The sequence below is a fragment of the Suipraeoptans intestinalis genome (assembly GCF_034091795.1).
Classification (GTDB): Bacteria; Bacillota; Clostridia; order Lachnospirales; family Lachnospiraceae; genus Suipraeoptans; species Suipraeoptans intestinalis.
The window spans coordinates 54,463-78,442 of sequence record NZ_JAXFXH010000003.1; the positions used below are offsets into that span (position 1 = coordinate 54,463).

19 protein-coding genes and 1 CRISPR repeat array are annotated in these 23,980 nt (G+C 46.9%); of the genes, 15 read left to right on the forward strand and 4 right to left on the reverse strand.

Going from position 1 to position 23,980, the window contains the following annotated elements; all coding sequences use genetic code 11:
* Positions 1-140: 140 nt before the first annotated feature.
* The 5 genes from SOW26_RS00865 to nrdG all read left to right on the forward strand — a co-directional run bounded on the left by SOW26_RS00865 (position 141) and on the right by nrdG (position 7,281).
* On the forward strand, positions 141-1,898 hold the full coding sequence (locus SOW26_RS00865) for an ABC transporter ATP-binding protein (RefSeq protein ID WP_276960172.1): 1,758 nt from the start codon (positions 141-143) through the stop codon (positions 1,896-1,898).
* Positions 1,882-3,603 carry an ABC transporter ATP-binding protein gene (locus tag SOW26_RS00870; RefSeq protein WP_320651709.1) on the forward strand — a complete coding sequence of 574 codons (1,722 nt, stop codon included), beginning with the start codon at positions 1,882-1,884 and terminating at the stop codon, positions 3,601-3,603. The genes SOW26_RS00865 and SOW26_RS00870 overlap by 17 nt, the downstream gene beginning before the upstream one ends.
* Before the next feature lie 260 nt (positions 3,604-3,863).
* Positions 3,864-4,328 (forward strand): YbaK/EbsC family protein, encoded by a 465-nt coding sequence (locus tag SOW26_RS00875; protein ID WP_320651710.1) that lies wholly within the window; start codon positions 3,864-3,866, stop codon positions 4,326-4,328.
* Positions 4,329-4,578: 250 nt separating this feature from the next.
* On the forward strand, positions 4,579-6,768 hold the full coding sequence (gene nrdD / locus SOW26_RS00880; RefSeq protein ID WP_320651711.1) for an anaerobic ribonucleoside-triphosphate reductase: 2,190 nt from the start codon (positions 4,579-4,581) through the stop codon (positions 6,766-6,768).
* Between the two features lie 9 nt (positions 6,769-6,777).
* The gene (gene nrdG, locus SOW26_RS00885) at positions 6,778-7,281 is read left to right on the forward strand and encodes an anaerobic ribonucleoside-triphosphate reductase activating protein (RefSeq protein WP_276960178.1); all 504 of its coding nucleotides are present in this window, start codon (positions 6,778-6,780) and stop codon (positions 7,279-7,281) included.
* 133 nt (positions 7,282-7,414) lie between these two features.
* Here the strand turns inward: nrdG and SOW26_RS00890 are convergent, their stop codons facing one another.
* From SOW26_RS00890 to murC, 4 genes are all read right to left on the reverse strand, one after another.
* The gene (locus tag SOW26_RS00890; RefSeq protein ID WP_154477022.1) at positions 7,415-8,599 is read right to left on the reverse strand and encodes a ribose-phosphate pyrophosphokinase; all 1,185 of its coding nucleotides are present in this window, start codon (positions 8,597-8,599) and stop codon (positions 7,415-7,417) included.
* Complete coding sequence (locus SOW26_RS00895) at positions 8,586-9,599, reverse strand: ATP-binding protein (RefSeq protein ID WP_320651712.1); 1,014 nt, start codon at positions 9,597-9,599, stop codon at positions 8,586-8,588. Before SOW26_RS00895 ends, SOW26_RS00890 begins: the two co-directional genes overlap by 14 nt.
* Positions 9,600-9,634: 35 nt before the next feature.
* The gene (locus SOW26_RS00900) at positions 9,635-10,717 is read right to left on the reverse strand and encodes a DnaD domain protein (protein WP_320651713.1); all 1,083 of its coding nucleotides are present in this window, start codon (positions 10,715-10,717) and stop codon (positions 9,635-9,637) included.
* A gap of 127 nt (positions 10,718-10,844) precedes the next feature.
* Complete coding sequence (gene murC, locus SOW26_RS00905) at positions 10,845-12,224, reverse strand: UDP-N-acetylmuramate--L-alanine ligase (RefSeq protein ID WP_320651714.1); 1,380 nt, start codon at positions 12,222-12,224, stop codon at positions 10,845-10,847.
* A 199-nt stretch (positions 12,225-12,423) separates the two neighbouring features.
* Between murC and SOW26_RS00910 the strand changes: the two genes are divergently transcribed.
* The 10 genes from SOW26_RS00910 to cas2 all read left to right on the forward strand — a co-directional run bounded on the left by SOW26_RS00910 (position 12,424) and on the right by cas2 (position 23,360).
* Positions 12,424-13,698, forward strand: a complete 1,275-nt coding sequence (locus tag SOW26_RS00910; RefSeq protein ID WP_276960182.1) for a glucose-1-phosphate adenylyltransferase — start codon at positions 12,424-12,426, stop codon at positions 13,696-13,698.
* Positions 13,695-14,813 (forward strand): glucose-1-phosphate adenylyltransferase subunit GlgD, encoded by a 1,119-nt coding sequence (glgD, locus tag SOW26_RS00915; RefSeq protein WP_154477012.1) that lies wholly within the window; start codon positions 13,695-13,697, stop codon positions 14,811-14,813. Before SOW26_RS00910 ends, glgD begins: the two co-directional genes overlap by 4 nt.
* 36 nt (positions 14,814-14,849) lie before the next feature.
* Positions 14,850-15,119: a septation regulator SpoVG gene (gene spoVG, locus SOW26_RS00920; protein WP_154477010.1), complete on the forward strand. Its 270-nt coding sequence runs from the start codon at positions 14,850-14,852 to the stop codon at positions 15,117-15,119.
* A gap of 201 nt (positions 15,120-15,320) precedes the next feature.
* The gene (gene cas3, locus SOW26_RS00925) at positions 15,321-17,759 is read left to right on the forward strand and encodes a CRISPR-associated helicase Cas3' (RefSeq protein WP_320651715.1); all 2,439 of its coding nucleotides are present in this window, start codon (positions 15,321-15,323) and stop codon (positions 17,757-17,759) included.
* Between the two features lie 47 nt (positions 17,760-17,806).
* On the forward strand, positions 17,807-18,544 hold the full coding sequence (gene cas5c, locus SOW26_RS00930; RefSeq protein WP_320651716.1) for a type I-C CRISPR-associated protein Cas5c: 738 nt from the start codon (positions 17,807-17,809) through the stop codon (positions 18,542-18,544).
* On the forward strand, positions 18,541-20,508 hold the full coding sequence (gene cas8c, locus SOW26_RS00935) for a type I-C CRISPR-associated protein Cas8c/Csd1 (protein ID WP_320651717.1): 1,968 nt from the start codon (positions 18,541-18,543) through the stop codon (positions 20,506-20,508). The genes cas5c and cas8c overlap by 4 nt, the downstream gene beginning before the upstream one ends.
* A gap of 12 nt (positions 20,509-20,520) precedes the next feature.
* Entirely contained in the window at positions 20,521-21,375 is an 855-nt protein-coding gene (gene cas7c / locus SOW26_RS00940) for a type I-C CRISPR-associated protein Cas7/Csd2 (protein WP_320651718.1), read from the forward strand.
* Positions 21,365-22,033 carry a CRISPR-associated protein Cas4 gene (gene cas4, locus SOW26_RS00945; RefSeq protein ID WP_334309111.1) on the forward strand — a complete coding sequence of 223 codons (669 nt, stop codon included), beginning with the start codon at positions 21,365-21,367 and terminating at the stop codon, positions 22,031-22,033. The genes cas7c and cas4 overlap by 11 nt, the downstream gene beginning before the upstream one ends.
* Positions 22,030-23,061 carry a type I-C CRISPR-associated endonuclease Cas1c gene (cas1c, locus tag SOW26_RS00950; protein WP_320651720.1) on the forward strand — a complete coding sequence of 344 codons (1,032 nt, stop codon included), beginning with the start codon at positions 22,030-22,032 and terminating at the stop codon, positions 23,059-23,061. Before cas4 ends, cas1c begins: the two co-directional genes overlap by 4 nt.
* 8 nt (positions 23,062-23,069) lie before the next feature.
* Positions 23,070-23,360 carry a CRISPR-associated endonuclease Cas2 gene (cas2, locus tag SOW26_RS00955; protein WP_320651721.1) on the forward strand — a complete coding sequence of 97 codons (291 nt, stop codon included), beginning with the start codon at positions 23,070-23,072 and terminating at the stop codon, positions 23,358-23,360.
* Positions 23,361-23,529: 169 nt separating this feature from the next.
* Positions 23,530-23,965: direct repeats of the CRISPR family, unit length 33 nt; unit sequence GTCGGTCTCCGCGAGGAGACCGTGAATTGAAAT.
* Positions 23,966-23,980: the final 15 nt, after the last annotated feature.

The following is a 23,980-nucleotide window of genomic DNA, read 5'->3' on the forward strand; positions in this document are numbered from 1 at the left end:
TTGATTGTATCATTTTTTAAAAGCAGATACAATAATAAAGTGAAAATGCTTATGCATAAAGGGGTTCTGTGCAAATGCATATTGAGGGGTGTTATCAAAAACAAAATCACTGTCTAAACGTGACAGAAAAGGAGGGTTTTATGTTTCGGGTTTATAAAAAACTAATCAGCTATGCGCCGGAAAAAAAGTACCTGTTGTTTCTGACGGTTCTTTTTTCGGCGGGAGCAGCTCTGCTTCAGATCTATGCCTTTTATAATCTGTATGGATTTTTAAATCGGCTGATCCTGGAAGGGAATCAGGAAGGGGCGACACAATCTGCCCTTTGGATCGCAGGCTTGATGTTTGGCGGAGGAATTTTGTATTTTCTTTCCCTTTCGGCGGCGCATCTGTTTGCTTTCCGTCTGGAGACAAATCTGAGAAAATTTGGGATCGATGGGCTGACAAATGCCAGTTTCCGGTTTTTTGACAAAACTTCTTCAGGGAAAACAAGGAAACTTCTGGATGACAACGCGGCTCAGACACATATGGCGGTGGCCCATCTGATCCCGGATAATACGGGAGCCATGCTGATGCCGGTTCTGCTGCTGGTTCTTGGCTTTGCAGTCAGCATCCGTGTAGGAGGGACTCTTTTGGCGCTGACAGCACTCAGCCTGCTACTGATGAGCCGAATGATGGGAGAGAAGAAATTTATGAAGATCTATCAGGAGTCTCTGGAAAAGCTAAGCAGTGAAACGGTGGAGTACATCAGAGGAATGCAGGTGGTAAAGATCTTCGGGGTGGATGTAAAAAGCTTTAAAGCGCTGCATGGAGCGATCAGGGAATACGCCAGATATGCATTGAATTATTCCATGAGCTGTAAAATCCCGTATGTTTTGTTTCAGGAATTGTTTTTCGGCCTGGTGGCGCTTTTGATCCCCCTACTGCTGTGGCTTACGGATATAGGAGGGAATCCAAAAGGAACGGTGACAGAACTGATCATGGTCTTCTTCCTAAGCGGAGTGCTGTTTACTTTCATCATGAAAGTTATGTATCTGTCCATGTATATGTTTCAGGCGCAGGACGCTGTAGGTAAGCTGGAAACGCTGTATGAACAGATGCAGGAAGACTGTCTGGAGTTTGGGAAGGAAACCCGGTTTCCGAATTTTGATATTGAATTTGAGCATGTGTCCTTTGGATATGGAGACAAGCTGGTGCTGGAGGATGTAAGTTTCCGGTTGGAAGAAGGAAAGTCCTATGCGCTTCTGGGAGCAAGCGGGAGCGGGAAATCTACGATTGCCAAGCTGATCTCAGGATTTTATAAGATTCAGTCTGGTGCGGTAAAAATTGGGGGCATCCCTTTGACGGAATACGCGAAAGAAGCAGTCATTCAAAATATTGCGTTTGTATTTCAGGATGTAAAGCTGTTTCAGACGACACTTTTTGAAAATGTGGCGCTCGCCAATAAAAAGGCCACAAAAAAAGAGGTGCTGGAGGCCATGCATCTTGCAGGCTGCGACAGCATTTTGGAAAAATTTAAAGACCGGGAGAAAACAGTGATCGGATCGAAGGGAGTCTATCTGTCCGGCGGAGAGAAACAGCGGATCGCAATCGCCAGAGCGATCCTAAAGGACGCAAAGATCGTGATCTTTGACGAGGCAAGCGCGGGGATCGATCCGGACAATGAGCATGAATTGCAGAAGGCGTTCGCCAATTTGATGAAAGGCAAGACCGTGATCATGATCGCGCATCGGCTGACCAGCATCCGGAATGTGGATGAGATTCTGGTGATGCAGGACGGGAAGATCATCGAGAGGGGAACGGACGAGGAGCTGATGAAAGAAGATACGGTATACAGACATTTTCAGAAAATTTATGCAGAGGCAAACGATTGGAGGGTTACAGATGAAAAAGTTGTTTAGAAACCGACTGGCGTTGACGGAGCAGGGAGCGAAAGATCTGGTGCGTTCCAGTATCGCAACCTTTTTTTGCTACACGATGAATATGGTACCCGCTATGCTGCTGCTGTTGTTTTTTGATCAGCTGGTGCTGGGGCATACCAGAAGCAACGGGGTGTACTTTGTCGTTTCGGCGGTCATACTGGTGGGGCTGTATGTCCTGCTGAGTATCGAATATAACTCTTTATACAATGCTACCTACAGGGAAAGCGAGCATCTGCGGATCGATATTGCAAGCACGCTGAGTAAGCTTCCTCTGTCATATTTTTCAAAACATGATCTTTCCGATCTGGCACAAACCATCATGGGAGACGTGGCGGCCATAGAGCATGCGCTCTCTCATGCCATTGCCAAGCTGATAGGGTTTCTTGCGTTTTTCGCAGTGGTTTCCGTACTGCTTCTGACAGGGAATGTGAAGCTTGGGGCGATAGTGATCCTGCCGATTTTGCTGAACTTTTTACTGATTCTTCTTTCCAAGCGGATGCAGATCAAAAATCAGGGGAAATACTATACAAAGCTGCGGAAAAATGCGGAAAGCTTTCAAGAAGCAATCGAATTGCAGCAGGAAATACAAAGCTTCGGAATGGCAAAAGAAATAAAAAGAAAGCTTTACAGAGAGATGGAGGAGAGTGAAACCATTCATATCCGGGCAGAAATACTGGTGGGTCTCACAATGAACCTGGCCAGCATTGTTTTGTACCTTTCTTTGGTAGGTGTGATCGTTTTAGGATCAGTCATGCTGTTTGCAGGAGAAATGAATCTTCTTTATTTCATCGGATATCTTCTGGCTGCCATGAAGCTGAAAGACGGGGCGGAGGCCATAGGCCAGAATATGGCGGAGCTGTTTTACATTGATTCCATGATCCGGAGGGTGAAGGAGATCCGTCAGACGCCGCTGCAGACGGGAGAGGAGGCTTCGTTAGAGCGATTTGATATTGAGCTGCAGGACGTTAGATTTTCCTATGATGCCGACACGCCGATCCTAAAGGGTGTCAGCTTTACTGCAAAGCAGAATGAGGTGACGGCTTTGGTAGGAAAATCCGGCTGCGGAAAGACCAGTATCCTGCGGCTGATGTCAAGACTGTATGACTATGAGGAGGGAAGCATCCGGATTTCAGGGAAGGACATCAAAGCGATTTCAACAAAGGCGCTGTTTGACAAAGTGTCTATTGTTTTTCAGGATGTGACGCTTTTTAATACGTCTGTTCTGGAAAATATCCGGATCGGAAAGACGGGAGCAAGTGACGAAGAGGTAAAACGTGCGGCTCGCCTGGCAAACTGCGAGGAGTTTATCAGCAGGCTTCCGGAAGGATATGCCACCAGGATCGGGGAAAACGGAGCGACCCTGTCCGGCGGGGAAAGGCAGAGGCTTTCCATTGCCAGAGCATTTTTGAAAGATGCGCCGATCGTTATCCTGGATGAGATCGCAGCAGCCCTGGATGTGGATAATGAGAAGAAAATTCAGGAAAGTCTGAACAAGCTTATGAAGGGCAAGACGGTGATCATTATTTCCCATCGATTGAAATCCATTGAAAATGCGAACAAGATCGTGGTGATCGAGGACGGAAAGGTAGAGGCCTGGGGCAAACACCAGGAACTTCTGACTTCCTCAAAAACCTACAGAGGGCTGGTGGAAAGTGCACAGCTGGCAGAGGCGTTCGTCTATTGATGGGAAAAAGGGGGAGCAGGAAAGGGTATCTTGACCTGAGGCTTTGATAATTTTTAAAAACATCGGCATAGTTGATGTAACTATCGGCTATGCCGTTTTTTTATGTCAGAGCGGTAGAAATTCGCTCTTTTCATATCTGACGGAAGAATTACCATTCCAAGTTTTTATGTTCTCGGCCGCCGGCAAATGCTGCAAGAAAAGGATATAAAAAAGCAAACATTTCGAGTATAATGAGAAGGCAGAAAAGGAGTGAGGAGCAAATGGCATTTGAACAGGCAAGAGAATATTTAAGGCAGAGAGGATACGCGGAGAGGATCACAGTGTTTCAGACCTCCAGTGCGACGGTGGAGCTGGCGGCGCAGGCAATTGGCACAGAACCGGAGCGGATCGCAAAATCCCTGACCTTCTGGGGGACAGACGGCCCGATCATGATCGTCTGCGCAGGAGACGGGAGAGTGGACAATAAAAAATTCAAGGAACAATTTGGAAGAAAGGCAAAGATGCTTACGAAAGAGGAAGTGGCAGAGTGGATCGGACATGATGTGGGAGGGGTATGCCCCTTTGGAATACGGGAAGGAGTCAAAGTGTATCTGGACGTATCCATGAAGCGGTTTGACAGGATCTACCCGGCGTGTGGAAGCAGCAACAGCATGGTAGATCTGACGCCGGAAGAGCTGGAGACTCTGTGCGAAGGGACTGCCTGGGTAGATATCTGTAAATTTTAGACAGAACGGAGAGGAAATATACCGGTTGTCATAGGCGGGAAGCCGACGCAGAGCAAATAAAAAAGCAGACAGAATTGTTTGGAAAGCGGGCAAAAAAGCAAAGGAGAGCCTGACAGGAAGATGACAGATAAGAAATATAGAAAATACCTCTTCCCTTTCAAAGAAATATGGTGTATGATAGTGAACAGACACAATATATAGTGTGAGCGAGACAAAAGGTTCGATATTTAGTGGAAGAAGGGGAGAGCGTATGAGTACGGCAAAGAACACCCGTGTTATCAAAAGAAGCGGGGAAGAAGTGGATTTTTGTATTGAAAAAATCAGGAATGCGATCATTGCAGCCAACAAGGAGGTAGATCGTCTGTATCAGATGAATGACTATCAGATCATGGCGATCGCAGACAATGTAACGGCGAAAGTGGAGGCGCTTACTCATGCAGTCCATGTGGAGGACATCCAGGATATGGTGGAGACCGGGATCATGGAGATGCGAGGCTATGAGGTGGCGCAGAAATATGTGCGTTACCGGTATAAACGGGAGCTGACCCGAAAGTCCAATACTACAGATAACGGGATCCTGGCACTGATCGAGCATATTAACGAAGAAGTGAATCAGGAAAACTCTAACAAGAACCCTGTGATCAATTCCACCCAGAGAGACTATATGGCAGGAGAGGTGAGCAAGGACCTGTCCAAGCGTGTACTGCTGCCGGAGGAAGTGGTGGCGGCCCATGAGGCGGGGATCATTCATTTTCATGATACCGATTATTTCGCACAGAAGGAGCATAACTGCGACCTGATCAATCTGGAGGATATGCTGCAAAACGGAACCGTTATCAGTGAGACGCTCATAGAAAAGCCCCACAGCTTTTTTACCGCCTGCAATGTGACGACCCAGATCGTGGCACAGGTAGCCAGCAACCAGTATGGCGGGCAGTCCTTTACTCTGGCGCATTTGGCTCCCTTTGTAGACATCAGCAGGCAGAAAATACGTAAAACGGTTATAGAAGAGAGAGAATCCTGCCACGAAACGCTGGATGAGGAGATCATCAGAAAAGTAACGGAAACACGTCTTCGAACGGAGATCCGAAGCGGGATCCAGACGATCCAGTATCAGTTGATCACTTTGATGACCTGTAACGGACAGGCGCCTTTTGTGACGGTGTTTATGTATCTGGATGAGGTAGAAGAGGGGCAGACCAGGGATGATCTGGCCATTATCATCGAAGAAGTGTTGATCCAGAGGATGCAGGGAGTCAAAAACGAAAAGGGTGTATGGATCACACCGGCATTCCCCAAGCTGATCTATGTACTGGATGAGGATAATATCACGGAAGGATCCAAGTATTGGGATCTGACCGTATTGTCGGCAAAGTGTACGGCGAAGCGTATGGTGCCGGATTATATCTCCGCAAAAATGATGCGGGAATTGAAAAAGGGAGCAGTGTATCCCTGCATGGGATGCCGGTCTTTTCTGACGGTGGAGGAAAAGCAGAAGAACCCGGATGGAAGCTACAAATTCTACGGACGTTTCAATCAGGGCGTGGTGACGCTGAACCTGGTAGATGTGGCATGCTCCGCCAATGGAAATGAGGAGCGGTTCTGGGCTATTTTGGAGGAGCGGCTGGAGCTTTGCCACAGAGCGCTTCGCTGCAGACATGACAGGCTGCTGGGCACCATTTCGGACGTGGCGCCCATCCTGTGGCAGTACGGGGCGCTGGCAAGACTGAAGAAGGGTGAAAAAATAGACCGGCTGTTGTATGACGGCTATTCCACCATTTCTCTGGGGTATGCGGGACTGTATGAGATGTGCATGCGCATGAAAGGAAAATCGCACACGGATCCGGAGGCGAGACCGTTTGCGCTGGCAGTCATGCAGAGGCTGAACGATAAGTGCGCGCAGTGGAGGGAGGCTGAGAACATCAGCTATTCCGTATACGGAACTCCGATGGAATCCACTACGTATAAGTTTGCCAAGTGCCTGAAAAAGCGGTTTGGCGTTATTCCGGGCGTAACAGACAAGAACTACATTACCAACAGCTATCATGTGCATGTTGCAGAAGAGATCGATGCTTTCCATAAGCTCAAGTTTGAAGCAGAGTTTCAGAAGCTTTCTCCCGGAGGCGCCATCAGCTATATCGAGGTGCCGGACATGCAGGACAATATCCCGGCAGTTTTGACGGTAATGCAGTTTATCTATGAGAATATCATGTATGCAGAACTGAATACCAAGAGTGACTATTGTGAATGCTGCGGGTATTCCGGGGAGGTCGTAGTAAAAGAGGACGCATCCGGAAAACTGGGATGGCAGTGCCCCAATTGTGGAAATACCGATCAGGACAGACTGTTTGTGGCAAGAAGAACCTGTGGCTACATCGGAACGCAGTTCTGGAATCAGGGGCGGACGCAGGAGATCAAAGACAGAGTCCTGCATCTGTAGGAGGACGGCATGTACTATGGAAATGTAAAGGCCTGTGATATTGCCAATGGTCCGGGAGTAAGAGTCAGCCTGTTTGTTTCCGGCTGCAGGCACCACTGTAAAGGATGCTTCAACCGGGAAACATGGGCCTTTGACTACGGAAGTGAGTTTACCGATGCTGTCAGGGAACAGATATTGACCTATCTGCAGCCCGCCTATGTACAGGGATTCAGTCTGCTGGGAGGAGAGCCTTTTGAGCCGGAGAATCAACGGGAGCTGGTAGGGCTGCTTCGGGAGATAAAGGCGCAGTTCCCCAAGAAAGATGTGTGGTGTTACACCGGCTACCTGTATGATGTGGATCTGCAGGAGGGCGGCCGGGTGTATGGAAAAGATACCAAAGAAATGCTGTCTTATATCGATGTGCTGGTGGACGGCCCCTTTGTGGAAGCGGAAAAAGACCTGTCTCTTATATTCAGAGGCAGCCGTAACCAGAGGGTGATCGAACTAAAGACGGGGAAGTATTTATATACATAAAAATATCCTGCAGAGAAGGACGAAATTGTCCGGATTCTGCAGGATATTTTTTGGTTGCGGCGGGACAAAGCTTTCAATCGCCAGTCCCAACTGGATTGTTAAAACAAATTCTAACATGAAACTGCTTTTGACGTTAGATCGCTTCGCCTCTTTTGTAACGCTCGATCACATTCTGAATCCGCTCGCTGGGGTTCAGAAGACTGCTGACAGAGCCGTCGTGATTGAGGGTGTCGATCATCAGTGCGATGTATTTGCTCATGTCGCAATTGATGTAGTACGGACGTTCCAGAAGCTGGGGCGGCTGATAGATCAGGTTGGTAGTCAGGATGGCATCCAGTACACCCTCTTCATAAGCCTGATCAAATTTGGACAGACCGTTGGTGAAGAGTCCGAAGGTAGCAGCCGCAAAGATTCTTCGAGCCTTTCTTTGCTTCAGCTGTCTTGCCACATCCAGAATACTGTCTCCCGAGGAGATCATGTCGTCCAGGATGATCACATCCTTGCCTTCCACGGAGGATCCCAAAAATTCGTGAGCTACGATAGGATTTCTTCCGTCTACGATCCGGGTAAAATCCCTGCGCTTATAGAACATTCCCATGTCCAGATTCAGAACATTGGCAAGATAGATGGCACGTTCGGTAGCGCCCTCGTCGGGGCTGATAGCCATCATATGGTCTGCGTCGATGGTCAGATCCGGAAAGCGGCGGAGCAGTCCCTTGATAAACTGATAGGTGGGACGTACCGTTTCAAATCCGTTTAACGGAATAGCATTTTGAACCCGTGGATCATGGGCGTCAAAGGTAATGATATTGTCAGCTCCCATGCGGACCAGTTCCTGAAGGGCCAGCGCACAATCCAGAGATTCCCGGCCGCTGCGGCGGTGCTGACGGCTTTCATAAAGGAAAGGCATGATAATGTTGATACGTCTGCCCTTTCCTCCGATCGCGGCGATCACACGCTTCAGATCCTGATAGTGGTCATCCGGGGACATATGATTGATGTTTCCGGATAAGGAGTAGGTCATGCTGTAGTTGCATACGTCCACCATCAGGTAGAGATCCATTCCGCGGACAGATTCATTGACGATCCCCTTCGCTTCTCCGGATCCGAAGCGGGGTACCTTGGTGTTCAGGAGAAAGGTATCTCTTTCGTATCCGTGGAAGACGATGTCATCCTTATGAGCCGGACCGTCTTCCTTTCTCCATTTCACAAGATAATCATTGACTTTTTTCCCCAGATCCTTGCAGCTGTCAAGGGCAATGATCCCCAGGGCTCCGGTTGGAATGTTTTCAAGGTTACGGTCATTACGGCGTAGCATGGTTGGTACCTCCCGATTGTAATAATTTTTTTTGGATGCGGATATCGTCGCCGGTCAGCCTTAAGATGGTGTAGTGGCTGCTGATGCGGGAAAATGTCCGCTCTGAGTAAGTCTCTTTTATATCACCCAATGCAAGATTGGTGGATATTACGGTGGATCGGCGCCTTAGTATGCGCTCATTCAGGCAGATAAACAGCTGAGAAGCGGTGAAGGAATTGGTGAATTCCGTTCCCAGATCGTCGATGATCAGAAGATCGCAGTCGTAGATCTGAGCGTAGGCAGCCTCTGCCTCTCCTTCTGTATGGCGGAATGTATGATCGGCCAGCAGGTCAAACAATTCTGTGGAAGTCAGATAAATCACAGAATGGGAAGATTCCATGACCTCCTTGGCGATACAGTGGGAAAGGAAGGTCTTTCCGGTTCCGGTACTTCCGTAGAGAAGAAGATTCCGGAAAGTGTCCGAAAAGTTCCGGGCGAAGTCCTGACAGGTCTGAAGGGCGGTAACAGCGGCGTCTCTTGCAGAACGACCGGTCAGAGGATCCACCAGGTTGGGGGAGTAAAACCCCAGTGAAAAGGTGGAGAAATTCTCCCGTTCCAGAAAATCCTGCAGATTGGACTGTGTGTAAAGCAGATGTACCGTTTCTTTTTTCAGACAATGGCAGGGCGTGGTTCCAATATATCCGGTATCCTTACAGGCATCACAGAAGAAATCCGGCTCCAGGTAATCGGCCGGGAATCCGGCGTCAGAAAGAAGTGCTCGTTTTTGCACCAAAAGCTCTGCCAGTGTTTCTTTCAGCGAGTCCAGAGCAGAAGCATCACCGTCCAGCAAAAGACGGGCCTTTTCTATACTGGAAGACGCGATGGCATCTTCTAAGGTACGGAATTTTGGAACGGCAGCATAAACCTCTTCCAAACGTTTTTGAAGGCGCCTGCGGCTTTCCAGCTGCCGCTGCTCGTAGATCCGCATAAGTTGTGAATGTTGCGCATTGCTCAATGCCATAGATAGTCTCCTTGGAATGGGGATCTCCCGTCTCCCTACTGCTGGATCAGACGGCGCTCCATGTCATTCATATCGTAAGAACGGCCATCAAAGTTGTTGAACCTGTTTGGCGAGGAAGTCTTGGAAGAACTCTTGGTTTTCTTTTTTGCTTCTTTTTCCTGTAGATATTTTAAATCGGCCTCCTGCACATCTGACAGGGAAGAAAGTCCCTGCTCTTTCCAGTTGGAAAGAATGCTGTCCGTATACTCAAAACTGGGCTGATGGATGGTGCGGATGGTGCGGCTGCACGCCTCCAAAATCACGTCCATCGCAAATCCAAAGGTACGAGTCCACTTTTTGATGTAGGTCTCCTCTACGGGAGCAGGGGCACGGTTTTGGATTCCGTATGCCTTCAGGATGGAGTAGGCGGCTGTATTATACCGGGAAGAGGCAGCCTTGGCTTCTTCGATGGTGGTAACCTGCTGCTCTTTCCAGGAAAGGGCCACTTTTTTGATATAGTGCATGCTTTTGTGATCGTATTCCACACAGTATTCCAAAAGATAGTCGATAAGATCCGGAGAAAACTCTAGGTCTGTCAGGAAATACTGGATCGTTTCCATGTCGGAAGCGCTGAGCGTTTTTCCCAGATACTGCTCTGCGACATGGATCAGTTGTTTCAGTGCCTTCTGAGAAGAGGTTCGCTTTGTCGGCGTCTTCTTCGCAGAAGAAGCGGTTTTACTTTCCGAAAGAGAAAGCACTGTCGCAGGGCTACTTTTCTTTTCGTCGGTACGCTGTCCATAGGAGACCTTTTTGGATTTTTCGGAGGAGGCAAAGCCGGCTTCCTCGGAAGCTCCCGCATTTGAGGCGGGCACAGAAGAAGAGGCTGAACTTTCCTGATACTCTAAAAGTCCCGCCTTTTTCCAGTAATTACAAGCACGAACAATATCTTTTTCCGTACAATCCAGAAAATCTGCCAGCTGGGAAACAGACCAGGGATCCAGGCCGTTACAGGAACGGCGCAGCAGCAACAGATATACCTTTACGTATTCTCCATTGGCAGATGCCATATATTGATCGATAAAAGTATTCTCGATCGTGGTTGTGTTTGAAGTCCCCCCGGACAGGATCGGTATCCTCATATGTACTGCCTCCCTTGCATTCCCATTAAGTAGGGTTATTATAGCACCCAAAGAGAACGGGAAAAAGAAATTTCTGCAGGGAAAATCAGGTTTTTTGTGGATAAAATCCTGTGGATTTTGTGGATAACTAGTGACTCAACAAAGATTCGCCTATGTTTACAACGTCTCCGGCGCCCATAGTTATCAACAGGTCTCCTTCTATACAATGCTCCCTGCAAAAGGCCTCGATTTCTTCAAAAGAAGAAATATGGTAAGCGTCACAACCTTTTTCCCGCAGCCTTTCCACCAGCTTGGCAGAAGAGACTCCCAGCGTATCCGTTTCCCTGGCAGCATAAATGTCCGTCAGAATGACGTGATCCGCCGCAGACAGAGCATCTGCAAATTCTGCGAACAGAGCTTTGGTCCGGGTATAGGTGTGAGGCTGGAAGACACACCAGATCTCCCTGTGAGGATAGTGGGCGGCGGCTCCCAGCGCAGCCCGGATTTCTGTAGGATGATGGGCGTAGTCGTCAATGACGGTAACCCCCTGACGCTCTCCCTTGTATTCAAAACGTCTTCCGGTACCGGTAAAGCGGAGCAGTCCCTGACAGACCGCGGAAAAAGGAAGTGCCAGTACATCTGCAACGGCAATGGCCGCCAAAGCATTCATAACGTTGTGATCCCCGTTGACAGAAAGGCTGATCCGTTCGACGAACATACCGGATTTGACCAGGTCAAAGGAGGCGACCCCGTAGGGGTCATGGGTGATATTTGTGGCGCTGTAGTCGAAAGAGCTGTCTCCGCCGTATTGTACCACACGACAGCGAAGTCCTTCCAGAAGAGGAGCAAGATCAGGAATCTCACCGTTGATGACCAGGGTTCCGTCAGCAGGAAGCAAAGCCGCAAACTGTCGGAAGGAATTCCGTATGTCATCAAGATCCTTGAAAAAGTCCAAATGATCCTCGTCAATATTTAAAATGACGGCGATTTTAGGGAAAAAATGTAAAAAGCTATTGGTGTATTCACAGGCCTCTGTCAGAAAATAGTCAGAAGCGCCTACGCGGATGTTCCCGCCAATGGCTTTTAACATTCCGCCGACGGAAATGGTAGGATTCACCTCTGCCTCCAGAAGGATCTGGGACAGCATGGAAGTCGTAGTGGTCTTTCCGTGAGTTCCGGCTACTGCGATAGAAGTCTTATAGTTTTTCATCAGCTGGCCCAGCAGCTCGGCGCGGCTCAGCATAGGAAGATCTAAAGCACGGGCTGCCTGAAATTCTTCATTATCTTCCTGGATGGCCGCAGTATAGACAACAACATCAATATCAGAAGAAATATTAGCTGCTGTCTGCGGTGTGTATACCCGTACTCCCAGGGACTCCAGGCGCCGGGTCAGGGGGGAAACCTGACGGTCTGACCCGGAAACCTGAAACCCCTCCTGAAGCAGGATCTCCGCTAATCCGCTCATGCTGACCCCTCCGATTCCCATGAAATACAGGTGAACCGGATGATTAAAATCGATTTTATACATAAAAGTAATTCCTTTCTTTGTTAGGCATATCTCTACCTCTTCATTATATACAGTTGAGAGGGAAAATCCAACCTTATTTTGTTGTTGGTTTTTCACAAAAAGTAATTGAAAATCACAAAAAAAATAGCTATAATGTTCACTAAGAGAAAAGGTTATGTTATAATAAAAACGATCAATTTATACGGAGAGGATGGGGCTTATGCGAAGAAAAGAGATGATAGCGATGCTGTTGGCAGGAGGACAGGGAAGCCGCCTGGGAGTGCTGACGGCAAAAGTAGCTAAGCCGGCGGTGACATTTGGAGGAAAGTACAGGATCATAGATTTTCCCTTAAGCAACTGCATCAATTCAGGCATTGACACGGTGGGCGTCCTGACGCAGTATCAGCCACTCAGGCTGAACAGCCATATCGGGATCGGGATTTCCTGGGATCTGGACCGCAATTACGGCGGCGTCACGATCCTGCCTCCTCATGAGAAGACAGAGGGCAGCGAATGGTACACGGGGACAGCCAATGCCATTTTCCAGAATTTGGAATATATGGAAACCTTTCATCCGGAATATGTGCTGATCCTGTCGGGAGACCATATTTATAAGATGGATTATGAACTGATGTTGGATGCACATAAAAAAAACCGGGCGGATGTTACCATTGCGGTGATGCCGGTTCCGATAGAAGAGGCCAGCCGGTTTGGCGTGGTAGTGACGGAGGAGGACGGGCGGATCGCAGAGTTCCAGGAAAAACCGCCCCAGCCCAAGAGCAACCTGGCTTCTATGGGCATCTATATTTTCAGCTGGGAAGTATTAAAGGAGGCGCTGATGTCTCTGAAAGACGTCCCGGGGTGTGATTTTGGAAAGCATATCATGCCGTACTGCCACGATAAAGGGCAGGGACTTTTTGCATATGAGTACAGAGGCTACTGGAAAGATGTGGGAACACTGGGATCCTACTGGGAAGCGAACATGGAGCTGATCGACCTGATCCCGGAATTCAATCTGTACGAAGAATTTTGGAAGATCTATACCAACAATGCCAGGATACTTCCCCAGTATGTCTCGGAGGAAGGGATCGTAGAAAGAAGCATCGTAGGGAACGGGGCGGAGATCCACGGCGAGGTGAGAAACTGTGTGATAGGATCCGGCGTTGTAATCGAAAAAGGAGCAGTCGTACGGGATTCTATCATCATGCGGGATACAGTGATCGGAGAGGAGTGTATCGTAGACAGAGCCATTATTGCGGAAAGCTGCAAAATCGGGAAAAAAGCGGTTTTGGGTACGGGAGTTGAGGCACCAAACAAGCTGAAACCGGACGTGTATGCATTTGGACTGGTCACGGTAGGGGAACAGTCCTACATTCCGCCGGCAGTACAGATTGGAAAAAACACGGCGATCAGCGGAGTGACGGATCCGGAAGATTATCCGGAAGGGATTCTGGAAAGCGGTGAGACACTGATAAAGGCAGGTGAAAGCGTATGAGGGCGTTAGGAGTAATACTGGCGGGTGGAAACGCCTCTAAAATGGGAGGTCTGACAGAAAGAAGAGCGGTGGCGGCCATGCCTATCGCGGGAAGTTACAGAGCGATCGATTTTGCTCTCAGCAATATGACCAACTCCCATATACAGAAGGTGGCAGTGCTGACACAGTACAATGCCCGCTCTCTGAACGAGCATCTGAATTCCTCCAAGTGGTGGGATTTTGGGAGAAAGCAGGGGGGACTTTATATTTTTACCCCGACTATGACGGCGGATAATAAATACTGGTACCGGGGGACGGCGGATGCCATCGGGCAGAATCTGGATTTTCTGAAAAGAAGCCATGAGCCCTACGTGATCCTGGCATCGGGAGACGCCGTCTACAAAATGGATTACAACGAAATGTTGGAGTATCATATAGAAAAGAAGGCGGATATCACGGTGGCGTGTATGGCGATGCCGGTGGGGACGGACGTCAGCCGCTTTGGAACCATCAAGATGAATGATGAGATGCGGATCGAGGAGTTTGAGGAAAAGCCGCTGATCGCTTCATCCAATACAGTGTCTTTGGGCATTTATGTCATCAGGAGAAGGCTTTTGATCGAACTGATCGAGAAATGTGCAGAGGAAGACAGACACGATTTTGTAACCGATATTTTGATCCGGTACAGAGGCCTGAAAAAAATATACGGTTATAAGATAAAAGACTATTGGAGCAATATTTCTACGGTGGAGTCCTATTACAAGACGAATATGGACTTTCTGAAGGAGGATGTCAGAAGATACTTCTTTAAGGAATTTCCAGATATATATTCAAAGGTCAGCGACCTGCCGCCGGTGAAATACAACTCCGGAGCAGCAGTGCGGAACAGCCTTGTGGGAAGTGGAAGTATTATCAATGGCAGAGTAGAAAATTCGGTGTTATTTAAGAAAACCTTTGTGGGAGAGAACTGCGTCATTAAGAATTCTATTATTCTCAATGATGTCTACCTGGGAGATAACGCTTACATTGAAAACTGTATCGTTGAGAGCAGGGGAACGATCCGGGCGAACACACGATATGTTGGAGAAGGGGAAGTGAAGGTAGTCTTTGAGGATAACGAGAGATATGTACTGTAAAGTACAAAGCTATGCAAGAAAGGGGTTGCAGAGAAGATGCAGATTACAGATGTAAGAGTACGTAAGGTGGCGAAGGAGGGAAAGCTGAAAGCAGTGGTTTCCGTAACCATGGATGATGAATTCGTTGTACACGACATTAAGGTAATCGAAGGTGAAAAGGGGTTGTTTATAGCAATGCCCAGCAAGAAGGCGATGGACGGGGAATACAGGGACATTGCACACCCCATCAATGCGGGGACGAGAGAGCGGATCCAGGGACTGATCCTGGAAAAGTATCAGGTAGCATTGGACGAGAGGGACATCTAGGGCGGACGACGGGAAGTGAAAAAGGTATCTCAAGAGCGGGGGCTTTTGAGGTGCCTTTTTTGGAACAGGGAAGAGGATTGCCAGGTGGGAATTTCTTGAAACAAAGACGGAGGAATATTGGCGTACAAGCGGGGATAGGATATAATAGATAAAAGACAACGGAATGAGGGATGTTAAGGGCAAGGAGGGTAGGAAATAGGAATGAGAGGAGCGGGATGGATCATTCAGGCGGAAGATTTGGGAATTGCACATGTGAATCCGGACACGGGAGATGTACAGAGTCTGGGTGAACACTTGCGGGGGACGGCATACCTTGCAGGCCGTAATTGTCCGTTGGAGTCTCTGAAAAACATGGTGCAGGCAACGGCGCTGTTACATGATGCGGGAAAGCTGGACAGAGAATTTTCTGACTATATGAGAGAGGTCTTGCAGCAGGGAAAGACAGCAAAGAAACGACAAGTGGATCATTCCACTGCCGGCGGCAGAATCGTAGAGAAGATGGCGAAAGGGTCGTTGCTTTCTGAGATGGTCAGCACGGCTGTCTATGCACATCATGGACTACAGGACTGCATCTCCATGGAATCCGGAGAAACATTATCCGAAAGACGGGGGAAAAAAGATATAGACTTTAAAGCGGTGGAAGAAGACTACTTCCGGATTGTCAACAAAGAGATGCTTCTGGAACAACTGAAAGCAGCGCACATAGATTTGCAGAAGATTTGCGCAGAGATCAAGACGTTTGTGTCTGCCACGGAAGAAAGAAGCTGCGGACACAAAGACTTCTATCTGGGAATGTACGAAAGGGTGTTGCTGTCTGTCCTGATGGACAGTGACTGGACGGATACTGCTTGCTTTTCACAGGGAGAACCAATTCGGGAAAGACGATCAAAAGAAGTGACAAAGGAAATCTGGGATAGGTCTATCTCTGATTTTGAGGCGTTCATGAAGAAATTTCAGGAGGGAGAAGACAAAAGTCCGCTGGATGCCTTCCGCAGAGAGATATCGGATATCTGCCGACAGGCCTCAAGAGAAGAAAAACACTTGTATCGCCTGACGGTCCCGACGGGAGCGGGGAAAACTTTTAGCAGTCTTCGCTTTGCCTTGCATCATGCAAAACAGTATGAAAAAGACCACATTATTTATGTGGCGCCGTATAATTCCATCTTGGAACAAAATGCAGAGGACATTCGCAGAGCTGTGGGGAATGAGGAGATTGTGCTGGAACATCACTGCAATATTGTGTTTGACGAGGAAGAAAAAGAACAGGTGTACAAGAAACTGACGGAAAACTGGGATAGTCCCATTGTTGTTACAACGGCAGTACAACTACTGAATACACTGTTTTCGGCACAAAAAAGCAGTATTCGAAGAATGTATAACCTTTGCAACAGTGTGATCATATTTGATGAGGTGCAGGCATTTCCGGTGAGAGGAACCGAGCTGTTTCACTTGGCATTGAATTTTCTGACGGTATTTTGTGATACGACGGTGGTTCTCTGTTCTGCAACGCAGCCTTCTTTAGTGAAACTTTCGGAGAATAATCTTGTGGAATGTGAAGAGATGGCAGGAGAAACCGAACGATACGCAGAAGCGTTTCGCCGGGTAGAAATCAAAGACGAGACAGAACTTGTTCCGGGAGGGATGAGCGAGGGAGAGTTAAGCAGATTTGCATTGCAGATGTTTCGGCGATATGGGTCGGTTCTTGTTATTGTAAACACGAAAGCATGTGCAAAAAATGTATATGAACACCTTCGGCAGAATTGTGAGGAAGAATGCGAACTGTATCATTTAAGTACGTCTATGTGCCCGGAAAACAGAAGCGAAGAGTTGAACGAGATAAAGAAGAATCTAAAACAAAAAAAACCCATAATCTGTATCAGTACCCAACTGGTAGAGGCTGGCGTCAATATTTCGTTTGGATGTGTGATCCGTTCATTAGCCGGTTTGGACAGCATTATCCAGGCGGCAGGGCGGTGTAATCGGCATAAGGAATTGAAAATAGGGAGAGTTTTCGTTGTGAAAATGAGTCAGGAGGCAGAACGACTGAAGAGCCTGGAAGATATCAGGAGAGCCAGGGCAGCCTGCGAAAAGGTGCTTTACCTGTTTCGTCAGAATCCGGAAACATTTGACGGCACGTTGGATTCGGAGCAGGCGGTAAAGACATATTACGAAATATATTTTCATGAAGTGGGCTTACATCCCACCAAATATCTTAGCGCTTATCCGGAGATCACACTGGAAGATCTTTTAAGTAAAAACAGCATGGGGTGGCAACAATATAAAAGAAGCCACGGAGAACAAAGAAAAGGTCCGTATTTCAAACAGGCATTCCGGACAGCGGGAGAGACATATCAGGTAATTCCTGGAGATGAAAAAGTGACAGTGGTGATCCCCTATGATGAGAAGGCAAAAGTCGCGATTGAACTGCTAGAGGATAGATATGCTTCAGTTGCGGAAAAGAAAAAAGCTCTGCGAAAGTTACAAAGATATAGCGTGGGCATTTCTGAATATCAGGAAAAAAGACTGGGAAGAGCCCTTTACCGGGCAGGGGAATCGCAGGTGCTGGTTTTGAGCGAAGACTATTATGATAAAAAGGAAGGGGTGTTGGAAGGACCAAAGGGGATGTTGTTACAATATTGAAATTTCTAAAGTTTGATGGAGAAAGTATATGAGGTGACAGAAGAAACATGGAAAAACAAAGAAATACAATCGAGTTTGAGGTACAGGGAGAATATGCGCTGTTTTCTGATCCTGTTACTCGTGTGGGAGGGGAAAAGTCCAGCTACCATATCCCTACCTATGAGGCGTTAAAGGGGATTGTGGAAAGTATTTATTGGAAACCGACAATTTTTTGGATCATAGATGCCGTGCGCGTTATGAAACCGATCCAGACGGAAACGAAAGGCATCCGGCCGCTTAGCTATAATGGCGGAAATGAGTTGGCTTATTATACGTACCTGAAAGATGTATCCTACCAGGTGCAGGCACATTTTGAATTTAATCTGAATCATCCGGAACTTACAGGGGATAGAAATGAAAACAAGCATCATAATATTGCAAAAAGGATGGTACAAAGAGGGGGACGCAGAGATGTGTTCCTAGGGAGTCGGGAGTGTCAGGCTTTCGTGGAACCTTGCGTATTCGGGGAGGGAAAAAGCTATTACGACGATATGCCGGGAGAAATAGGATACGGGTTTATGTACCATGGAATTACCTATGCAGATGAAGCAGTGCTGGAAGAAGAAAAGGATAAAATGACAGTGAATTTTTGGCGACCGGTGATGAAGACGGGAGGAATCATAGAATTTATCCGCCCGGAAGCCTGCGAGGAAAAGCGTTTTGTGCGAAACATGGAGCGAAAGGTGTTTGGGAAAGGCAATTTTACCGGACTGGAAGAATTTAGTGAAGAGGAGGCAAGAGGGTGAGTTGGGCGGAAGAGTTGATTGACTTGTACGAAAAAAACAGTGCCAAGGCAGGAATCGTACAGTACAAAAAAATATTGGGTGCAAAAGGAAAAGAAGAAATGATACCTTACGTGTTGTTGCCGCCATTTCACACAACGGTAACAGCCCAGATACAGGTAACTCTTGATAAGGAGGGAAATTTCTTAAGCGCGGAAAAGGTGGAGGAAGAGGACAAACTAACGATTATTCCGGTGACGGAAAAATCGGGGAGTAGGACAGCAGGAAAGGCTCCACACCCCCTGTGTGACAATTTAAAATATCTGTCCGGGGAATATCACAGGTATGTGAAAGGGGAAAATGAAGAACATCCCAGTTGCTATGAGATGTATCTGGAAGAACTGAAGCGGTGGATTGGATCCGAGTTTACTCATGACAAAGCGACTGCCATATACCGCTATATAGAAAGGGGAACGATTTTACAAGACTTGATTCGTGAAAATGTTCTAAAATTGGATCAGGAAGGATATCTGTCAGAGGAAACAAAGATAGAAGGAATTGCGCAGCAAAAGGCTTTTGTCCGGTTTGTGGTTCGGGGAACCGGAAAAGAGGTGAGAAAAGAAAGTTGTGATGAGTGTTGGAAGGACAGGACCTTGCAAAATGCATTTGTCCAATACTATCATTCCTCTGGCCAAGTGGAAGAGCTGGACTATCTGTTAGGGCAGTACCAGACAATTTCCTATCTTCATTCTAAAAAAATCCGAAACGAGGGAGATGGAGCAAAACTGATTTCTTCCAATGATGAGACAAATTTTACGTTCCGAGGTCGATTTGCCACAAAGGAAGAGGCGCTTCAAATAGGACTTGAATCATCACAAAAAATGCACAATGCACTGAAATGGATCATACGACGGCAGGGAAAAAGTTTTGATACGTTGATGATGGTAACCTGGGAGTCAGATCTCAAACAAATGCCTCCATGGGAAGCAGATACAGATACAATCGGGGAAACAACGAAGGAAGAGGGTGTCGAAGGAGACTTTCAGGACAGTGTTTGGGAGGAAGAGGAGGAAGAAGCTACGGATGGGAATCCGATCACTGCAGGACAGTTTTTTAGTGCACTGGAAGGATATAGAAAACAGGTAAACCACACATCCAGAATGATCTTGATGGCGTTTGATGCAGCTACAACGGGAAGATTGTCACTGGCAGAATACAAAACCCTTGAAACGACCAGATATCTGGGAAATATCCGAAAGTGGCATGAAAGATGTGCCTGGCACCAATGGAAAACCAAAAGAGGACTGCGAAGGTATTACTATGGAGTCCCGGGGATACGAGAGATTGCAGATATCCTATATGGATCGGAATCAAACGGAAGACTAAAGATAGCGGGAGATTCTGATAAAAAGCTTTATGCAGAAGTCAGTAAAAGATTGCTTCCTTGTATTTGGGACGGAAGAAATATTCCTGTGGATCTTGTAATGAGAGCGATTCAGAGAGCCTCGACACCGCTGGGATTTCAGGAAAAGTATAATTGGGAGAAAGCGGTGACATTGGCCTGCTCGCTGGTAAGAAAGAGCCGATGCGAACGAAATGAAAAGGAGGAGTGGAGCGTGGCATTAAAAGAGGAGTGTAACAATCGAGACTACCTGTATGGAAGGCTGTTGGCAATAGCAGACAGAATAGAATATAGGACATATGACAAGGAAAAGGATGGCAAAAGAGTAACGAATGCAAGGCGCTATATGAGTACTTTTGCGCAAAGACCTTTTGAAACGTGGAAGGTGATTGAAGAGAATCTACAACCCTACTTGAACAAGCTGGAATGGAAAGACAGACAGTATTTTGAATCTTTATTGGATGCTGTTTTCAGCCGGTTTGAGATGGATGATTTTCAGAAAAACAGCAGACTGGATGGTTTGTATTTGTTGGGATTTCACAGCCAGGCACACGAATTGAAACGGTATAAGAAAGAAGAGGAATAAGGAGGAAGAGAGATGAGCAATTTGAAAGGGAAAATTGATTTTACACTGTTTATAAGCGTATCCAATTCCAATCCAAATGGAGATCCACTGAATGGAAACAGGCCTAGGATTAACCTGGATGGTTATGGTGAGATTTCTGACGTATGTATCAAAAGAAAAATCAGAAATCGTTTTCAGGATCTAGGAGCTCGTGTATTTGTGCAGTCGGACGATCGGGCAGATGACGGGTTCCAGAGCCTGAAGGAGAGAGCGGAAGGATGTAAGGAACTGAATGAGGAGATCAGTAAAAAGAAAAAAGCAGATAGAGACCTGTGTGCAGAAATTGCTTGCAAGGAGTGGATTGACGTCAGAAGCTTTGGCCAGGTGTTTGCATTTAAGGGGGATGCAGTATCCCTTGGAGTGCGGGGGCCAGTATCGATTCATCAGGCGGTCAGCTTGTCGCCGGTGGATGTTATCAGCATGCAGATCACAAAAAGTGTAAACAGCGAAGCAGGGAAAGAAAGTAAAGCTTCAGACACGATGGGAACTAAGCACAGGATTGGCTTTGGTGTTTACAAGGTAATGGGAAGCGTTAATGTACAGTTGGCAGAAAAAACAGGGTTTTCCCAGGAAGACGCAGAACTTTTAAAAGAGGCGTTAAAAACTCTATTTGAAAATGACGCCTCTTCGGCAAGACCGGAGGGAAGTATGGAGGTTTGCAGGATGTATTGGTGGCAACATGAGGAAAAAGTGCCAGCTGCATCCAGTGGAAAGATACAGAGAAGTTTCCAAATAGAAAACGTAGATCGTCCTGCAAAATTTGAAGAATACAACATTATCTGGAACCTGGAAGGTTGTGTAGAACCGGAGGTATTTGATTTTGTATGAGGAAAGTGAATTTCTTCAGCTTTCAGGAATTCAGCATTTTGCATTTTGCCGCAGGCAATGGGCGCTTGCATATATTGAAATGCAATGGCAAGAGAATGTGAGGACGGTGGAAGGGCGCCTTCTTCATGAATATGCGCATGACAACAGTATAAAAGAAAAACGGGGCGACCTGATCATTAGCCGCGGGATGGCGATTCACTCAAGAGAACTGGGAATCAGCGGGGAATGTGACGTTGTGGAATTTCACAAGTCGGAAAAAGGAGTTCCTCTTGTGGGAAGAGAGGGAAACTATCAAGTAATTCCCATTGAATACAAGAAAGGAAAGCCTAAAACTAATGATGTAGATCTGCTTCAACTGGCAGCACAGGCTTTGTGTCTGGAAGAAATGCTATGCTGCCAGATTCCCAGGGGATATCTTTATTACGGAGAGACCAGACACAGGGAAAAAGTGGAATTTACGGAAGAGCTGAGGGAAAATGTGGCAAAAATATTTAGGGAGATGCACAAATATTATGCACAGAGGTATACTCCAAAGGTAAAGATGGGAAAAGGATGTCATGCCTGTTCGTTGAAAGATATCTGTCTTCCGGTACTAAACAAGGAGTCCTCCGTCAAAAGGTATATGGAGGCAAGGATGAAGGAGGAGAGTGCGGAGTGAAGCGGTTGCTAAATACCTTATATGTCACCAGTCCGAATCGCTACTTGTCTCTGGACGGAGAAAATGTCGTGATCCTAGAGGGGCAAGAAGAGATGGGGAGGATTCCGCTGCATAATCTGCAGGGAATTATAACCTTTGGCTATACAGGTGCCAGCCCGGCGTTAATGGGAGCCTGTGCTAAAAGAAACATTGAGCTGACTTTTATGTCTGGCAACGGTAGATTTCTGGCGCGAGTAACGGGGGAGGTAAAGGGAAATGTCACTTTGAGAAAGCAGCAATACCGGGTCAGTGAAGCGCGAGAAGAGAGTATGAGTATTGCTCGGAATATTATTTTTGGAAAGGTCTATAATGCGAGATGGATTTTGGAAAGAGCGGCAAGAGATTATCCAATGAGACTTGATGTGGAAAAATTGAAAAATAAATCTGCCTTCTTGTACGAAGTGCTGCCGAGAATCAGAGAGTGCGAAGATCCTTCACAGCTGCTGGGGCTGGAGGGAGAGGCGGCATCGGTGTATTTTTCTGTATTTGATCAACTGATCTTGCAGCAAAAGGAAGACTTTTCATTTCAGGGAAGAAGCAAGAGACCTCCTTTGGATCGTGTGAATGCATTGTTATCGTTTGCCTATTCTTTTTTAGCGGGAATGTGTGGATCTGCATTGGAAGGAGTGGGATTAGATCCATATGTGGGATTTTATCACACAGATCGGCCGGGAAGAATCTCATTGGCATTGGATTTGATGGAAGAATTTCGCGGGATCATGGCAGATAGATTTACTTTGACGTTGATCAACAAAAGAATCGTGAAAAAAGAGCATTTTATCCAAAAAGAAAATGGGGCGGTTATTTTAAGTGACGATGGGAGGAAGGTGTTTCTGGGAGCATGGCAGGAGCGAAAGCGGGACATGATAAAGCACCCGTACCTAAACGAAAAGATAGAATGGGGAATGGCACCGCATGCACAGGCTATGTTATTGGCTCGATATTTGAGAGGTGATTTGGATGAATATCCGCCTTTTTTGTGGAAATAGGAGGAGGTATGCTGGTGCTGATTACTTATGATGTGAATACACAGACAGCAGCTGGACGCAAGAGGCTTCGGAAAGTGGCGAAGCAGTGCGTAAATTATGGGCAGCGTGTGCAAAACTCAGTGTTTGAATGTCAGTTAGATGCGACGAAATACCGGCAGGTTAAGGCGATATTAGAGGATATCATAGATCGGGAATTAGACAGTTTGCGATTCTACAATCTGGGAGATAAATATAGAAACAGAGTAGAGCATATAGGAACGAAACCGAGCTTTGATGTAACAGATACGCTGATTCTTTAGTGCGAATATGGAGTAAACAGAAAAACCCCGAGGATTCGCACCCGAAATATGAGCAAAAACACAAGGGTTTTGAAGAGAAAATATGTGCATAAAGAAAGGAAAATAAAAAAATTAGAATTAATATGCAAATCTTTACGACTTTTCAAGAGAAAAATTGTAGAAATTTGCCGTCGGTCTCCGCGAGGAGACCGTGAATTGAAATATCTCTCAATCTACTACCAAAACTCATTTCTTCTCGTCGGTCTCCGCGAGGAGACCGTGAATTGAAATCTTGTTTTTCACATTTTCAATCTCTTTCTCGTAGTGTCGGTCTCCGCGAGGAGACCGTGAATTGAAATACGGAAGACATGGAACCCTGTTATTACACCGGAAGGTCGGTCTCCGCGAGGAGACCGTGAATTGAAATGAATCATTTCCGCAATCGGATCTACTGCAAATGGTCGGTCTCCGCGAGGAGACCGTGAATTGAAATGTTTTTGATGCGAGAAGCCATGATTTACGAAAAGTCGGTCTCCGCGAGGAGACCGTGAATTGAAATAAGAGAGAAAATCTAAAATTGTCCACTGCAATTTGTCGGTCTCCGCGAGGAGACCGTGAATTGAAATCCCAGAAAGAAACGG

Bases quoted from the DNA above. Each gene is read 5' to 3' on its own strand.
- SOW26_RS00865 (WP_276960172.1), top strand. From the start codon at position 141: ATGTTTCGGGTTTATAAAAAACTAATCAGCTATGCGCCGGAAAAAAAG.
- SOW26_RS00870 (WP_320651709.1), top strand. From the start codon at position 1,882: ATGAAAAAGTTGTTTAGAAACCGACTGGCGTTGACGGAGCAGGGAGCG.
- SOW26_RS00875 (WP_320651710.1), top strand. From the start codon at position 3,864: ATGGCATTTGAACAGGCAAGAGAATATTTAAGGCAGAGAGGATACGCG.
- nrdD (WP_320651711.1), top strand. From the start codon at position 4,579: ATGAGTACGGCAAAGAACACCCGTGTTATCAAAAGAAGCGGGGAAGAA.
- nrdG (WP_276960178.1), top strand. From the start codon at position 6,778: ATGTACTATGGAAATGTAAAGGCCTGTGATATTGCCAATGGTCCGGGA.
- SOW26_RS00890 (WP_154477022.1), bottom strand. From the start codon at position 8,599: ATGCTACGCCGTAATGACCGTAACCTTGAAAACATTCCAACCGGAGCC.
- SOW26_RS00895 (WP_320651712.1), bottom strand. From the start codon at position 9,599: ATGGCATTGAGCAATGCGCAACATTCACAACTTATGCGGATCTACGAG.
- SOW26_RS00900 (WP_320651713.1), bottom strand. From the start codon at position 10,717: ATGAGGATACCGATCCTGTCCGGGGGGACTTCAAACACAACCACGATC.
- murC (WP_320651714.1), bottom strand. From the start codon at position 12,224: ATGTATAAAATCGATTTTAATCATCCGGTTCACCTGTATTTCATGGGA.
- SOW26_RS00910 (WP_276960182.1), top strand. From the start codon at position 12,424: ATGCGAAGAAAAGAGATGATAGCGATGCTGTTGGCAGGAGGACAGGGA.
- glgD (WP_154477012.1), top strand. From the start codon at position 13,695: ATGAGGGCGTTAGGAGTAATACTGGCGGGTGGAAACGCCTCTAAAATG.
- spoVG (WP_154477010.1), top strand. From the start codon at position 14,850: ATGCAGATTACAGATGTAAGAGTACGTAAGGTGGCGAAGGAGGGAAAG.
- cas3 (WP_320651715.1), top strand. From the start codon at position 15,321: ATGAGAGGAGCGGGATGGATCATTCAGGCGGAAGATTTGGGAATTGCA.
- cas5c (WP_320651716.1), top strand. From the start codon at position 17,807: ATGGAAAAACAAAGAAATACAATCGAGTTTGAGGTACAGGGAGAATAT.
- cas7c (WP_320651718.1), top strand. From the start codon at position 20,521: ATGAGCAATTTGAAAGGGAAAATTGATTTTACACTGTTTATAAGCGTA.
- cas2 (WP_320651721.1), top strand. From the start codon at position 23,070: ATGCTGGTGCTGATTACTTATGATGTGAATACACAGACAGCAGCTGGA.